12 protein-coding genes are annotated in these 13,279 nt (G+C 66.1%); 1 reads left to right on the top strand and 11 read right to left on the bottom strand.

Going from position 1 to position 13,279, the window contains the following annotated elements:
* Positions 1-7 precede the first annotated feature (7 nt).
* The 11 genes from NLM15_RS14505 to NLM15_RS14455 all read right to left on the bottom strand — a co-directional run bounded on the left by NLM15_RS14505 (position 8) and on the right by NLM15_RS14455 (position 11,996).
* A complete protein-coding gene (locus NLM15_RS14505; RefSeq protein WP_254117749.1) occupies positions 8-1,588 on the bottom strand; it encodes a Do family serine endopeptidase in 1,581 nt (526 codons plus the stop codon).
* A gap of 221 nt (positions 1,589-1,809) precedes the next feature.
* The gene (locus NLM15_RS14500) at positions 1,810-3,153 is read right to left on the bottom strand and encodes a methyl-accepting chemotaxis protein (RefSeq protein WP_254117748.1); all 1,344 of its coding nucleotides are present in this window, start codon (positions 3,151-3,153) and stop codon (positions 1,810-1,812) included.
* A 108-nt stretch (positions 3,154-3,261) separates the two neighbouring features.
* Positions 3,262-3,744: a cytochrome c-type biogenesis protein gene (locus NLM15_RS14495; RefSeq protein WP_254117747.1), complete on the bottom strand. Its 483-nt coding sequence runs from the start codon at positions 3,742-3,744 to the stop codon at positions 3,262-3,264.
* Positions 3,745-3,748: 4 nt separating this feature from the next.
* Positions 3,749-5,728, bottom strand: coding sequence for a heme lyase CcmF/NrfE family subunit (locus NLM15_RS14490; RefSeq protein WP_254117746.1), 1,980 nt, complete (start codon positions 5,726-5,728; stop codon positions 3,749-3,751).
* Positions 5,725-6,234: a cytochrome c maturation protein CcmE gene (gene ccmE, locus NLM15_RS14485; protein ID WP_254117745.1), complete on the bottom strand. Its 510-nt coding sequence runs from the start codon at positions 6,232-6,234 to the stop codon at positions 5,725-5,727. The genes NLM15_RS14490 and ccmE overlap by 4 nt, the downstream gene beginning before the upstream one ends.
* A gap of 36 nt (positions 6,235-6,270) precedes the next feature.
* On the bottom strand, positions 6,271-7,401 hold the full coding sequence (gene ccmI / locus NLM15_RS14480; RefSeq protein WP_254117744.1) for a c-type cytochrome biogenesis protein CcmI: 1,131 nt from the start codon (positions 7,399-7,401) through the stop codon (positions 6,271-6,273).
* A gap of 131 nt (positions 7,402-7,532) precedes the next feature.
* The gene (locus NLM15_RS14475; protein ID WP_254124238.1) at positions 7,533-7,802 is read right to left on the bottom strand and encodes a hypothetical protein; all 270 of its coding nucleotides are present in this window, start codon (positions 7,800-7,802) and stop codon (positions 7,533-7,535) included.
* Positions 7,803-7,901: 99 nt separating this feature from the next.
* Complete coding sequence (locus NLM15_RS14470) at positions 7,902-9,305, bottom strand: hypothetical protein (protein WP_254117743.1); 1,404 nt, start codon at positions 9,303-9,305, stop codon at positions 7,902-7,904.
* Between the two features lie 161 nt (positions 9,306-9,466).
* A complete protein-coding gene (locus tag NLM15_RS14465) occupies positions 9,467-10,843 on the bottom strand; it encodes a sensor histidine kinase (protein WP_254117742.1) in 1,377 nt (458 codons plus the stop codon).
* A gap of 92 nt (positions 10,844-10,935) precedes the next feature.
* Positions 10,936-11,610: a response regulator transcription factor gene (locus tag NLM15_RS14460; protein WP_254117741.1), complete on the bottom strand. Its 675-nt coding sequence runs from the start codon at positions 11,608-11,610 to the stop codon at positions 10,936-10,938.
* 230 nt (positions 11,611-11,840) lie between these two features.
* Positions 11,841-11,996, bottom strand: coding sequence for a hypothetical protein (locus tag NLM15_RS14455; protein ID WP_254117740.1), 156 nt, complete (start codon positions 11,994-11,996; stop codon positions 11,841-11,843).
* 234 nt (positions 11,997-12,230) lie between these two features.
* Between NLM15_RS14455 and NLM15_RS14450 the strand changes: the two genes are divergently transcribed.
* A complete protein-coding gene (locus tag NLM15_RS14450; protein ID WP_254117739.1) occupies positions 12,231-13,229 on the top strand; it encodes a Ku protein in 999 nt (332 codons plus the stop codon).
* The last annotated feature ends 50 nt before the right edge of the window (positions 13,230-13,279 follow it).

The following is a 13,279-nucleotide window of genomic DNA, read 5'->3' as shown; positions in this document are numbered from 1 at the left end:
GAAGGCGTCAGCCCTTGGCGATGGGCACGGCGACGAAGCGCGACTGGCCGCCGCTCTTCACGCGCATCAGGACGCTGTTCTTGTTGTCGGTCCGCGCCGTGCTGATGGCGTCGCGGACTTCGCCGGCGGTGCTCACGCTCTTGCCGCCGACTTCGAGGATCACGTCGCCCTCCTTGAAGCCGCGTTCGGCCGCGGCGCTCTTCGGATCGACCTGGGTGACGACGACACCTTCCTTGCCGGCGCCGGCCACGGAGTCGGCGGGCGCGACGGTCATGCCGAGCTTGGGCACATCGGTGCCGCGGCTCGCACCCTTGCCGCTGTCCTTGTCAGTGTCGGCCTTGGCCTCGACCGTGTTCGGGAGCTGGCCGAGGGTGAGGTTCACGACCTTGTCCTGGCCCTTGTGCAGCACATTGAGCTTCACGGTCGCGCCGGGCGCCATGCCGCCGATGGTGCGGGCGAGCTCGCGGGCATCCTTGACGGATTCGCCGTTGACCGACGTGATGACGTCACCGGACTCGATGCCGGCCTTGGCCGCCGGACCGTTCGCCTGCGGCTCCGCCACCAGCGCGCCTTCGGCCTTCTTCATGCCGAGGCTGTCGGCGATGTCGGACGTGACGGGCTGGATCTGCACGCCGATCCAGCCGCGGCTGACCGAGCCCTTGTCCTTGAGCTGGGCCACCACGCTCTTCACGGTGCTGGCAGGGATCGAGAACGCGATGCCGACGCTGCCGCCGGAGGGCGAGTAGATCGCCGTGTTGACGCCCATCACCTCCCCGTTGGTATCGAAGGCCGGACCGCCCGAATTGCCCTTGTTCACGGGCGCATCGATCTGGATGAAATCGTCGTACGGACCGTTGCCGATGTCGCGGCCGCTGGCCGAGACGATGCCCGCGGTGACGGTGCCGCCGAGGCCGAAGGGATTACCGACCGCGAGCACCCAGTCGCCGATCCGCGGCTTGCTGTCGGCAAGCTTGGCGAACGGGAAGTTCGAGCCGCCCTCGACCTTGATGAGGGCGAGGTCGGTGCGCTGGTCGGTGCCGATCACCTTGGCGGTATAGGTCTTGCCGTCGTCGGTGGTGACCTCGACCTTGTCGGCGCCGTCGACCACGTGATTGTTGGTCACGGCAAAACCGTCGGCCGAGATGAAGAAGCCGGAGCCCTGGCCCTGCACGACGCGGCCGCGGCCACCGCCTTTCAGGCCCGGAACTCCGTCCGGACCGCCGAAGCGGCGGAAGAAGCGCTCCATCGGCGAGCCCGGCTGGAACGGCGACTGCGCGTCGTCGCCATCATCGTTGCTCGCGGTCTTTTCCTTGATGTTGACCTTCACCGAGATCACCGACGGCTTCACGCGCTCGACGATGTCGGCAAAGCCGACCGGACGCTCAACCTTCCGGACCTCGTTGTTGACCTGCGCGTGCGCCGGGCTCGAGAACAGGTCGCTCGGCGAAGTCGACGGGCTGAAGCCGTGGACGGCAATGCCGAGGCCGGCGACGACCGAGGCCATCAGCGCGATCCTGCGCGCGGAGAAAACCGACCGGCGGGGCTGCCGGTAGGACGGAAGGTTCGTGAGGTCGGGACGGTCAGTCATGCATGAATCTCCAGGGCCGCTGAATTCTTTTGGTGCCGGGGCGGCACCTTACGAACCTGAAGATGGGGGCTCCCGCCTTACCGTGCGCTGGCGGCGGGGTTAAACTTTTGTAATGAAGGCCGGCGCGAATGCGGCAGTTTAGCGCAGGCGGAAAATCGTGATCTGGCAGGAACTTAGTCGAGTTCCTCGGACCGGCGCCCAACCCCGTTTTTTTGGTTCCCTCAGCCCGCGCGGACACTGACGATGAATTCGTCGACTTCCCGCTTCAGGGTTGCGGCCTGCTGCGACAGATCGACGGCGGAATCGCGCGCCTCGGCCGCCATGCGTCCGGTCTCGGCCGAGGCCGAGGTGATCTGTACGATGTGATTGGAAACGTCGAGTGTTCCGTGTGCGGCGTCCTGCGCGCTGCGGGTGATGTCCTGCGTCGCGTTGCGTTGCTGGGCGGTGTCGACCTCGATGCCGGACATGATCGACGAGATCTCCGACAGCGTCCTCGAGATGCCGTCGATCGCGCCGCGGGTCTCCGCGGTGATGCCCTGGATGCTCGCGACGTGCGAGGTGATCTCTTCCGTGGCCTTGCTGGTCTGATGGGCGAGGCTCTTCACTTCGGAGGCGACCACGGCAAATCCCTTGCCGGCGTCGCCAGCCCGCGCCGCCTCGATGGTCGCGTTGAGCGCCAAGAGGTTGGTCTGCGATGCGATCGCCTGCACGAGTTGCACGACCTCGCCGATCTTGTCGGCGGCATCCGACAGCGTGTGGATGGTGTCGCGGCTTTTCTCGGCTTGCGTCGCCGCGCCCTCGGCGCGCTGGGTGGCATCCGTGACGCGGCGGCTGATCGTGCCGATCGAATTCGTCATCGCCTCTGCCGAGCCCGCGACCGTCTGGACGCTGACGCTGGCCTGGCTCGCCGCGCTCGCGACCGCGTTGGCCTTGGTGCTGGTGTCGTTGGCCGTCCGCGACAAGGTTTCCGCGTTGCTCTTCAGATGCACGGCCGAGGACGCCACGCTGTCGACGACGCTGGCGACGAGATCGTTGAAACGCTTGATGCGTGCGTCCAGGAATTTCGACCGCTCGGCCTGATACTGCGCCTCGTGGAGCTGCTGCTCGGTCAGGCGCCGCCGCTCCAATCCGTTGGTCTTGAACACCTCCAGCGCGCCGGCGAGCAGGCCGATCTCGTTGGTGCCTCCGAGGCCCGGAACTGATGTCTCGAACTTCTGATCGGCGACCTCGCGCATGGCATGCACGATCGCGGCCAGCGGACTGAGGATGCCGTTACGCACGGCGAACCAGGTGGTGAGGCAGATCGCGACGGCGACCACCGCGATCACGCCGCAGGCGATCAGGAACCAGGAGAATGCCGTCTGCGCCTGCTGGTAGATCAGCATCGCGTGGTCACGCGCCGGGCCGCTCAGCGCGGCGAAGTCCGACGACAGGCTGGTGATCTCGTTGTTGAGATAGAGCACCGCGACGAATCCGGTGCCGCCGCCGATGCCCAGCAGGAACAATAATGCAGCGACGACGGCGCCGACCAGAAAGCGGATCGTGAGGTTGCTGTTCGTGAACATCGTTGAGGACTCAAAAGTCTGGAATCGAATTGCGCGACAAGCTTCCAGACAAAGGTCAACAGAGCATGAAATACGCGGCGCCCGGCAGCCTACGTATCAATACGTAGGCTAGGACGATTTGGCTTCGTCCGACATCAGCGCTGCAAGACGCGCCTCTTCCTCGGGCGTGAGCGGCGGAGCGGGTACGTCTGCACCACTTCGCGCGCGCCGGCGGATTTGCAGCCACAGCGCCAGGCCGCCGCCGATCAACAGCAGCGGCGCGAGCAGCCACAACAGCATGGTCTGCCGCTCGAAGCGCGGCTTGAGCAGCACGAACTCGCCATAGCGCGCGACCAGGAAGTCGAGCACCTGCGAATTGCTGTCGCCGGCCGCGATCCGTTCGCGCACCAGCAGCCGCAAATCGCGCGCCAGCGGCGCATCGGAATCGTCGATCGACTGGTTCTGGCAGACCATGCAGCGCAGCTCGCGCGACAGCTCGCGCGCGCGCGACTCCTTCACGGGATCCGACATGATCTCGTCGGGCTGCACGGCGCGCACCGCGGGCAAAGCCAGCAGCATCAGCGCGACAATGGTGATCATCATCCGCCGCATCGGATCATTCCGCCGGCTGGAGGCGCTGCTTGGCCCGCGCGGGCTTCGGCGCACCGACGCGCAGACGCCGGTCGGACAGCGACAGCATGCCGCCGAACGCCATGAGCACCGGTCCCCACCAGATCAGCAGCACCAGCGGCTTGTGATAGATGCGCACCGCAATGCCGCCCTCGGCGGTGGCGTCGCCGAGCGAAACGTAAAGCTGGCTTGCGCCGCGCGTCAGCAGCGCGGCCTCGGTGGTCGAGGACCCTCGCGTGGTGAAACTGCGCTTGGACGGCGTCATGACGCTGACCTTCTCACCGTCGCGGCTGACGTTGAACTCGGCGATCATCTCGCGGAAGTTCGGGCCCTGCCGCGAAAACAGCCCGTCGAGCTTGAGGTCGTAGCCGGCGACATGGGCGACGTCGTTCTGCTTCATCGTCGCGATGTATTCGCTGTTCCAGGTGGTCTCGCAGACGATCCCGATCAGGGCGACGCCGAGCCCGGCATGCGCGAACGCCGCGCCCCAGGCCGAGCGCGGCAGGCCGCGGGCCCGGTGCAGCGTCGTTGCGAACGGCAGGCGGAACAACCCGGTCCGTTCAGCCAGGTCCGTCACCGCACCGGCGATGACGAAGACTCCAAGCCCAATTGCCAATGGCGCCAGCGTGCTGCCCCCGCTCGCCCAGCCCCAGACAATGGCGACCGCGACGAGCCCGGCAACGCCGGCCGCGAGCAAGCGCTGGGTCACGCCGAGCAGATCGCCGCGCTTCCACGCCAGCATCGGCCCGAACGGCACCGCGAGCAGCAGCAGCGCGAATAGCGGGGCGAAGGTGAGATTGTAGAAGGGCGCACCGACCGAAATCTTGAGGTCGAGCGCTTCCATCGCCAGCGGATAGAGCGTGCCGAACAGCACGACCGCGCAGGCCACGCTGAGCAGCAGGTTGTTCAAGACCAGCGCCCCCTCGCGCGAGATCGGCGCGAACAAGCCGCCCTGCTTCAGCGAGGTCGCACGCCCTGCGAACAGCGACAGGCTGCCGCCGATGAACAGGCAGAGGATCAGCAGGATGAACACGCCGCGCGTCGGATCGGTGGCGAAGGCGTGCACCGAGGTGATGACGCCCGAGCGCACCAGGAAGGTGCCGAGCAGCGAGAGCGAGAAGGTCAGGATCGACAACAGGATGGTCCAGACCTTCAGCGCGTTGCGCTTCTCCATCACCAGCGCCGAGTGCAACAGCGCCGTGCCGGCAAGCCACGGCATCAGCGAAGCGTTCTCGACCGGATCCCAGAACCACCAGCCGCCCCAGCCAAGCTCGTAATAGGCCCAGTAGGAGCCCATGGCGATGCCGAGCGTCAGGAAGATCCAGGCCACCAGCGTCCACGGCCGCACCCAGCGCGCCCATGCCGCATCGATCCGCCCCTCCAGCAGCGCCGCGATCGCGAAGGAGAACGAGATCGAGAAGCCGACATAGCCGAGATAGAGCATCGGCGGATGCACGGCGAGGCCGATGTCCTGGAGCACCGGATTGAGATCGCGTCCCTCGATCGGCGGATTGGCAATGCGCAGGAACGGATTCGAGGTCACCAGGATGAAGAGATAGAACGCACTGGCGATCCAGGCCTGCACGGCCAGCACGTGCGCGCGCAGCGACAGCGGCAGATTGTTGCCGAAGGCGGCGACCAATCCGCCGAACAGCGCCAGGATCGACACCCACAGCAGCATCGAGCCTTCATGGTTTCCCCAGACGCCGGTGATCTTGTAGAGGAGCGGCTTCATCGAATGGGAGTTCTCGTAGACGTTGGCGACCGAGAAATCCGAGTCGACGTGAAGCATCACGAGCGCGAGGAACGACGCACCGACGAACAGCAGCTGCGCCAGCGCGGTGGAGCGCGACACGTTCATCAGTGCGTCATCGCGCAAGCGCGCGCCGATCAGCGGCACGATGGACTGGATCAGCGCCAGCGCGAGCGCCAGCACCAGCGCGTAATGTCCTGACTCCGCGATCACCGCACAGCTCCCTGCGGGTTGCCTTGCGCGGTCGTGGCCGCAGGCTTGACGCCGCCGGAAGCCTGGGCGCCGTAATCATCCTTCCAGTGGCCCTGTTTCTTCAGGGCATCGGCGACGTCCTTGGGCATGTAGGTCTCGTCGTGCTTGGCAAGCACCGTGTCGGCCTTGAACACGCCATTGGCGTCGAGCGCGCCTTCGGCGACGACGCCCTGCCCTTCACGGAACAGGTCGGGCAGGATCCCCTTGTAGGCGACCGGGAGCTTTGCACCGCCGTCGGCGACTTCGAAGGTCACAGCGAGATTATCTCCGCGCTGGAGCGAGCCGGGCTGCACCAGGCCGCCGAGGCGAAACCGCTTGCCGGGCTCGACGTGCTTTTCGGCGACCATCGTTGGCGTCGAGAAGAACACGATGGAGTCGCGCAGCGCGTTGAGCACGAGCGCGGCCGCAAGCGCGAGCACTGCGAGGGAGCCGCCGATGATGGTCATACGTCGCTGCTTACGCGTCATGGCGTATCCGTTCTCCGCCGTCTCGCCCCAGGATCGTCATCCGTCGACCCCGAGCGTCTTGAGGCCTTCGTTGAGCTGTCGCAGCCGCGCGGCATCGTTGGCGACCGCCTGGCGGGCATCGCTCGATGCGCCGACCGCCTTGTCGCGATCGCCCATCACGAGATAGGCGCGCACCAGACGCAACCAACCCTCGACGTCGTCGCCGTTCTGCTTGAGGCGCGTGGCCAGACGCTCGACCATGCCGCGAACCATCGCGTTGCGATCGCCCTCGTTCATGTCCTTGGAGGCTGCGATCGTCTCGTCCGACAGCGCCGGCATCGTCGCGCCACCGCCGCCGACCCGCGCGAGCGAGGTCTGCACGAGCGCACGCCACGGCGCATCCGCCGGCGCTTTCGCCAGCAGCGTGCGCCAGATATTGGCGGCATCGTCCTTGCGGCCGTCCTGCTCGGCGGCGAGACCGAGGAAATAGTTCGCCTTGGGATCGTCGGCGTTCAGTGCATGCGCGCGCTCGAATTCGGTCTTGGCCTCGGCGGTCACCACGCCGCTGGCGGCGGCCGCGATCGCCTCGCCGAGATCGGACCGGCGTTCCGCGCTCTCGCCATTGTAGGTGAGAGAGTTCCGATAGGCGCGCACCGCATCGTCGAAGCGGCCGAGCCGCTCCAGCACCGGCGCGAGAACGTTCCAGCCGCGTCCATCGGTGGGATTCTTTTCCAGATGTTGCTCGACCTGCACGACGAGGTTCTCGAGCGACCGCGCCATGCCGGACCCGGAGCCCCGCTCCCGCTGCGCCAGCGGAGAGTCGCGCAGCATCGGCGAGCCGAGCGGCATGTAGACGCCGACCGCAACCAGCGGCAGGCCGACGAGCGCCAGCACGGCCGCCGCGCGGCGCCATTTGAGGCTCGATTGCGGTTCCGATGCCGCCTCGCTCCCGGCTGCTGCAAGCAGCCTGCGGCTGATCTCCACACGTGCGGCCTCGGCCTCGGGTGCGGCGATCAGTCCTGCGGCGAGATCACGCTCGATCTCGGCCAACTGGTCCTTGTAGACCGCGACCTCGCTGCCCTGATTTTGGCGGCCCTGATCTTGCGCGCGTCCGCTGCGGCCGAGCGGCAGAAGCACGGCGAAAATCGCCGCGACCGTCATCAGCGCGAACACGAACCATAGCGTCATCAGGCAAGCTTCCGGCAGCGCGCGAACCGCGCCCATAGGTGGCTTTACACCACGGCCGGACGATGCGGCAATTGACAATTGTCAATTCGGCGCGACCGCACACAGTCCCGAAACGGTGAAAATCCAACGACTTAGCGGATCTCGAAGTCGGCGCTTTGCGCGGCGTCCTCGCCGTGCCCGTTGAAGGCCCTCAGGAAGTATGTTCCCGGCTCGATTGCGTCAGGCAATCTGATGCGCAACGCCCCGACGGGAACGGGCGATGCAACCCTGGTGACGGTCTCGGGCAGCTGCCGGCCGCTTGCCTTCTCGATCAGCACCACCTTCGCGCCAACCATCAGCCTTTGATACTTGGCAACAATGACGCGGTTTTCAATTTCGATGGAGCTGATAAGGGGTTTCATGCGCCCACAGATAGAAATTCCAAAAACTTGCACGGCGACCGTAGGGCCGGCCACCGGCACCGTCAACCTCAAATTGTGATCACAAAAAAATGCGCTTGATCAGCTCGCGCGCGACGATTTGCGCTCGCCCGTGGCCGCGTTCTCCGCGGCGCGGCTCATCAGCGACGCGTAGTCGTCGCCGAACAGCACCTGGCAGAAGCGGATCGCGGCCTGCACCTGCTGCTGCCGGTACGTGCGGACCTTGTGATCGGCGGCGCGCAGCGACTGCACCAACTGCTCGGTCGACCGTTCGACATATTGCTGGAGATCGGAATAGGTGCGCAGCGTCACTTCGTTGATCGCAAGCTCGCTCGCATAGTTGCGGCAGGTCGCGACGAAATCGATCAGCGCCACGGTTTCCTCGACCTCGGTGCTGTCGATCCGCGCCCCCGGCGGAATGTCCTTCTCGGGACGCTGGCGCAGGATGCGGCGAACGCGGCCGGGAACGCTGTCGATCTCCGATTGCAGCGCGTTGGAGATGTCGGCCCGGATCGAGGTCAGCTGCTTGCCCCAGGCGGAATCGTTGCGCAGATCGAGCTCCGTGCGAAGTCCGCGCACGCCGTCATGCAGCGCCTTGAGATTGTCGGCGACGTTCTCGAAATGGCCGCGCTTGATGTCCATGCGCAGCGCCGCGGCGACGCAGGACAAATCGTGCAGGGCAATCGTGACGGCCACGCCGTAGGGCGTCGCCGCAACGCGGATCTCGTCGTCGGAGGCGGCAATCTTGATGGCGAGGCGGATGATCTGCCACCGCGCGGTCATCCGCTGCACGACGATCGACAGCGCGAAGGGCAGCATCTGCGGCGTCTGGAGCACGGGAATGTTGAGCGTGGCCGTCACCGATGCGATCTGGGCATCGCCGAAGGTGCGCAGGAAGCGCGGCAGCTTCTCGTTCACCGTAGCGATGGCTTCCCGGACCTGGAGCACCGCTCCGATCGAATAGAGGTCCTCGATCACGTTAGGCGGGCCGACGCGGGCGAGCGCGCGCGACTTGTCGCCGCCGCCGGGACCGGTCAGCTCGAAGATGGCGTCCGCGGCCACCGCCTGAAGCTTCGAGGCGAGGGCTTCGACCTGCCCTGCGCTGTCCGAAGTCGGCATGCGCGCCAGTGCCGCCTCGAACTCGTTCACCTTGTCCGGGGCGCCGTCGCGGCCGAGCCATTGCCAGATCGGATGCAGCGAGGAGCGGCGGATCTGGCCGACCCGGACCGGGGCGCCCGCCTCGACCAGGAACGGTTCCAGCACCTGGAACAGCAGCCGCGACAGATCGTCCGTGCGCGGCGGCGGAGCCTCGTCGACTTCGGTCTTGCGGACGATCTTGCGCAGCTGCTCGAGCACGAGGGTCGCCACCGCCGTGTCCTGGCCGCGCTCGAGCGCGCGCTCGAACTCCCGCATCAGCAGTGCCTGCGACTGCGGCGGGAGCTGCGCGAGATATTCCCTCAGCCGCTCGATCGATGTCTGGCTCATGCGCCCGGGTAATGCACGGTAAGATGACGGACGTGGGATTCGTCCTGCGCGATCATAGGTGGGCCCCACTTAAGAAGCCGTTTAGGAAGTTGCTCCGAAATAGCTCCGGTTTCGTCCGGATCGGTGCCCGGCCGGCCAAATAATCTTGCCGGAACAAAGGATTATATTCCGGGAAGGACCAGCACGGCCCGCAAGCCACCGGTCGGGGCGCCACCCAGTGAAAGGCTGCCGCCATAGAGCGCGGCGAGATCGGTGACGATCGACAGGCCGAGCCCCGAGCCGGGCTTGGACTCGTCGAGGCGCTGGCCGCGCCGGGAGACCTGGGCGCGTTCGGCCTCCGACAGGCCGCGGCCGTCGTCATCGACGACGATCCGCAGGCGGGGGCCGGCGCCCGCCTGGTGCGGCGCTTCCACCAGAACCTCGATGAAGACCCGCGAGGCCGCCCATTTGCAGGCATTGTCGACGAGATTGCCGACCATCTCCTCCAGATCCTGCCGCTCGCCGCGGAATTTTGCCGACGCATCGGCCTTGGCCTCGACCATGATGTCGCGATCGCGATGGATCTTCTCCATGGTCCGCCGCAGCGCCTCGATGACGGGCGCAACCTCGGTCACGGTCGCAACGATCGAGACCCGCGCCGCGATGCGTGCGCGCTCCAGATGATGGGCGAGCTGGTCACGCATCACGTCCGCCTGCTCCATCACCTTGGCGGCGAACGGCTCGGTGGCGTGCGAACCGGCCTCGTTCACGATCACCGAGAGAGGCGTCTTGATCGCATGGGCGAGATTGCCGACATGGGTGCGCGCGCGCTCGACGATCTCGCGATTGGCGTCGATCAGCGCGTTGGTCTCGCGCGCCAGCGGCGCGATCTCGACCGGGAATTCACCCTCGAGCCGCTCCGCCCGTCCGGAGCGGATGTCGGCGATGGATTCCGAGATGCGCTTGAGCGGCGCCAGACCGAAGCGGACCTGGAACACCGTGGTCAGCAGCAGCACGATGCCGAGCGCGGTGAAGGTGCCGCCGAGATAGTAGTCGAAGCTCCGCGTCTCATCGAAGATCTCGGTGTCGTCGCCGGCGACGCTGACCAGATATTTGCCGTCTGCGCCGAGATCGACGGGGCGCTCGACCATGCGCAGATTCTGCCCCTCGGGCCCGTCGACATAGGCGAGACGGATGCCGGCAGCCGTGAGCTCGGTGCCCTGCTCCTCCAGCTTCGGCAGCTTCTTGTCCCAGAGCGAGCGCGACGAGCGCACCTCCGGCTTTTCGGTATCGGTCCGCGTGATCTGCCAGTACCAGCCCGACAGCGGCAGCTCGAACAGGGGCTCACCGAGCGACTGGAACTGACGGTCCGGCGGCTCGTCGGGGGTCGCGACCTCGGCGATGAGGGTGCGCAGATAGAGATTGAGCCGGCGGTCGAAGGCGCGCTCTGTGGCGCTCTTGTAGACCGACGACAGCACCACCCCGGTGATAGCCAGGATCACCACCAGCCACGCCGTCGCCGACAGGAACAGGCGGTTGGCAAGCGAGCTAGCGGGCATCGGAAGGGTCCCGGCAGGCGCAGGGTGGCGGGGCGTCGGACGTCATGACCGGACCAAGGCCCCTGTTCGGCCTCCCGTCAAGTCCAGATGCCTCAGGCGCCCGGCGCGGGCGGCGGGGTCAGGAGATAGCCGAGGCCGCGGACGGTCTGGATGATGTCGACGTCGAGCTTCTTGCGGATGCGGCCGACGAAGACCTCGATGGTGTTGGAGTCGCGGTCGAAGTCCTGGTCGTAGAGGTGCTCGACCAGCTCGGTGCGGGACACGACGCGCCCCGAATGGTGCATCAAATAGGCCAGAAGCCGATATTCGTGCGAGGTCATCTTCACGGGGTTGCCGGAGACGCTGACCCGCCCGGTTCTGGTGTCGAGCGTGACGGGGCCGCAGCTGAGCTCGCTCTGGGCATGGCCGGTCGAGCGGCGCAGCAGCGCGCGGATGCGCGCCAGCACCTCCTCCAGATGGAACGGCTTGGGGACGTAATCGTCGGCGCCGGCATCGAACCCCTGGACCTTGTCGCTCCAGCGATCGCGCGCGGTGAGGATCAGGACCGGCATGGTGCGGCCGTTGCGGCGCCAGGCTTCCAGCACCGAGATGCCGTCCTTCTTCGGCAGGCCGATGTCGAGCACGACGGCATCGTAGGGCTCGGTATCGCCGAGATAATGCCCCTCCTCCCCGTCGAAGGCGCGGTCGACGACGTAACCGGCGTCGGTCAGCGCCTTGGTGAGCTGGCGATTGAGATCGGGGTCGTCCTCAACAACGAGCAGGCGCACGCTTCTCTCCAGAAATAGGCCGCATGAACACTGCTACAGATGAGCAATTCCGGCGTGAACTGAATATGAACGCGGGGAACCGGCCGCGTTACTTTTTGGTCATATACGATCTCTTCGCGGCCGACGCGACTGCGCCCGCCGGGCCACCGGATGAACCGGCGGCGTGGCGGGCGCAATGTGCCGCGTTATGCGGCGAGTCGGAAGGTCCGAACCGTCCCGTCGGCTGGCCGTCAGGTCCGGAAGAACACGAACCAGATGACGGCGAGGATCAGGATCGCGAGCCCGGTCGAAATGGCGAGCAGGGCGGCCACCGACGGCCCGGGCTCACCCTGACGTGCCTCGGTTGCGGTTTCGACGATCTGATCATGCTCTCGCGTAGCTGCCATAGTGCCTCAATCTCCGGGTGCTGTCTCCGCTGGTCCGCGCCCCCTCGCGGCCTGATGTCCCGAGCCAACGCCTGATTGGATATGATGTTCCGGCTTTTGCGGTCGGATCGGGCTGCAACCGCGCGTCGAGCGGCCGGTTAACGCAGTTGCAAGATTCCGCAGCCTGCCTTGCTATGATTCGTTGTTCCCCGATGGTATCCTCGTCCTCTGTCCCCGTTGCGTTTGGAGTAGCCCATGGCCCCCCGCGCCAATTGGAAGGGTTTTCTGCGTCTGTCGCTCGTGACCTGCCCGGTCGCGCTCTATCCGGCGACTTCGGATACCGAGAAGGTCTCGTTCAACCAGATCAACCGCAAGACCGGCCACCGGATCAAGTACCTCAAGGTCGACGCCGAGACCGGTGACGAGGTGACGTCCGAGGACATCGTCAAGGGCTACAAGGTCGACACCGACACTTACATCGAAGTCACCAAGGACGAGCTCGACGACATAGCGCTGGACTCCACGCACACGATCGACATCGACGAGTTCGTGCCGAAGGCCGACATCGACAACCGCTATCTGATCCGCCCCTATTATCTCGTGCCTGACGGCAAGGTCGGCCACGACGCCTATGCGGTGATCCGCGAGACAATCCGCAGCATGGACAAGGTCGCGATCGGCCGCGTCGTGCTGACCAACCGCGAGCACATCATCGCGCTGGAGCCGCTCGAGAGCGGCCTGATGGGCACGCTGCTGCGCTACCCCTACGAGGTCCGCGGCGAGCAGGAATATTTTGACGACATCCAGGACGTGAAGCTGACCAAGGACATGCTCGACCTCGCCAAGCATATCGTCGAGAAGAAGTCCGGCGCGTTCGAGCCCGAGCTGTTCGAGGACCATTACGAGACCGCGCTGATCGACCTCATCAACAAGAAGCGCAGCGGCGCGCCGATCACCGCGAAGGCCGCGCCGAAGACCGGCGGCAACGTCATCAACCTGATGGACGCGCTGAAGAAGAGCATCGCCAACGAGAAGGATGCCGCGCCCGCGGCGAAGGTCGCCAAAGAGACCGTCAAGGGCAAGAAGCCGAAGAAGCGCGCCGAGGGCCAGCGCGAAATGCTGTTGCCGATATCAGGCAAGGGTGGCAAGGACGCCGCGGCGAAGGCCGCGCCCAGGGAAACTTCGAAGGAAACTTCGAAGAAGGCCGCGGACAAGCCGGTGCGTGCGCCGGCGCGGGCGAAGAAGGCCGGGTAAACGCATCGCAGCTGCAATCGCACCGTGATGTCTCCCCTCGCCGATCGGGC

It is taken from the genome of Bradyrhizobium sp. CCGB20 (genome assembly GCF_024199855.1).
Taxonomy (GTDB): domain Bacteria; phylum Pseudomonadota; class Alphaproteobacteria; order Rhizobiales; family Xanthobacteraceae; genus Bradyrhizobium.
Note: the sequence above shows the minus strand (reverse complement) of the source record. Positions and strands in the feature narration are given on the sequence as shown.

Bases quoted from the DNA above. Each gene is read 5' to 3' on its own strand.
- NLM15_RS14505 (WP_254117749.1), bottom strand. From the start codon at position 1,588: ATGACTGACCGTCCCGACCTCACGAACCTTCCGTCCTACCGGCAGCCC.
- NLM15_RS14500 (WP_254117748.1), bottom strand. From the start codon at position 3,153: ATGTTCACGAACAGCAACCTCACGATCCGCTTTCTGGTCGGCGCCGTC.
- NLM15_RS14495 (WP_254117747.1), bottom strand. From the start codon at position 3,744: ATGCGGCGGATGATGATCACCATTGTCGCGCTGATGCTGCTGGCTTTG.
- ccmE (WP_254117745.1), bottom strand. From the start codon at position 6,234: ATGACGCGTAAGCAGCGACGTATGACCATCATCGGCGGCTCCCTCGCA.
- ccmI (WP_254117744.1), bottom strand. From the start codon at position 7,401: ATGACGCTATGGTTCGTGTTCGCGCTGATGACGGTCGCGGCGATTTTC.
- NLM15_RS14475 (WP_254124238.1), bottom strand. From the start codon at position 7,802: ATGAAACCCCTTATCAGCTCCATCGAAATTGAAAACCGCGTCATTGTT.
- NLM15_RS14470 (WP_254117743.1), bottom strand. From the start codon at position 9,305: ATGAGCCAGACATCGATCGAGCGGCTGAGGGAATATCTCGCGCAGCTC.
- NLM15_RS14465 (WP_254117742.1), bottom strand. From the start codon at position 10,843: ATGCCCGCTAGCTCGCTTGCCAACCGCCTGTTCCTGTCGGCGACGGCG.
- NLM15_RS14455 (WP_254117740.1), bottom strand. From the start codon at position 11,996: ATGGCAGCTACGCGAGAGCATGATCAGATCGTCGAAACCGCAACCGAG.
- NLM15_RS14450 (WP_254117739.1), top strand. From the start codon at position 12,231: ATGGCCCCCCGCGCCAATTGGAAGGGTTTTCTGCGTCTGTCGCTCGTG.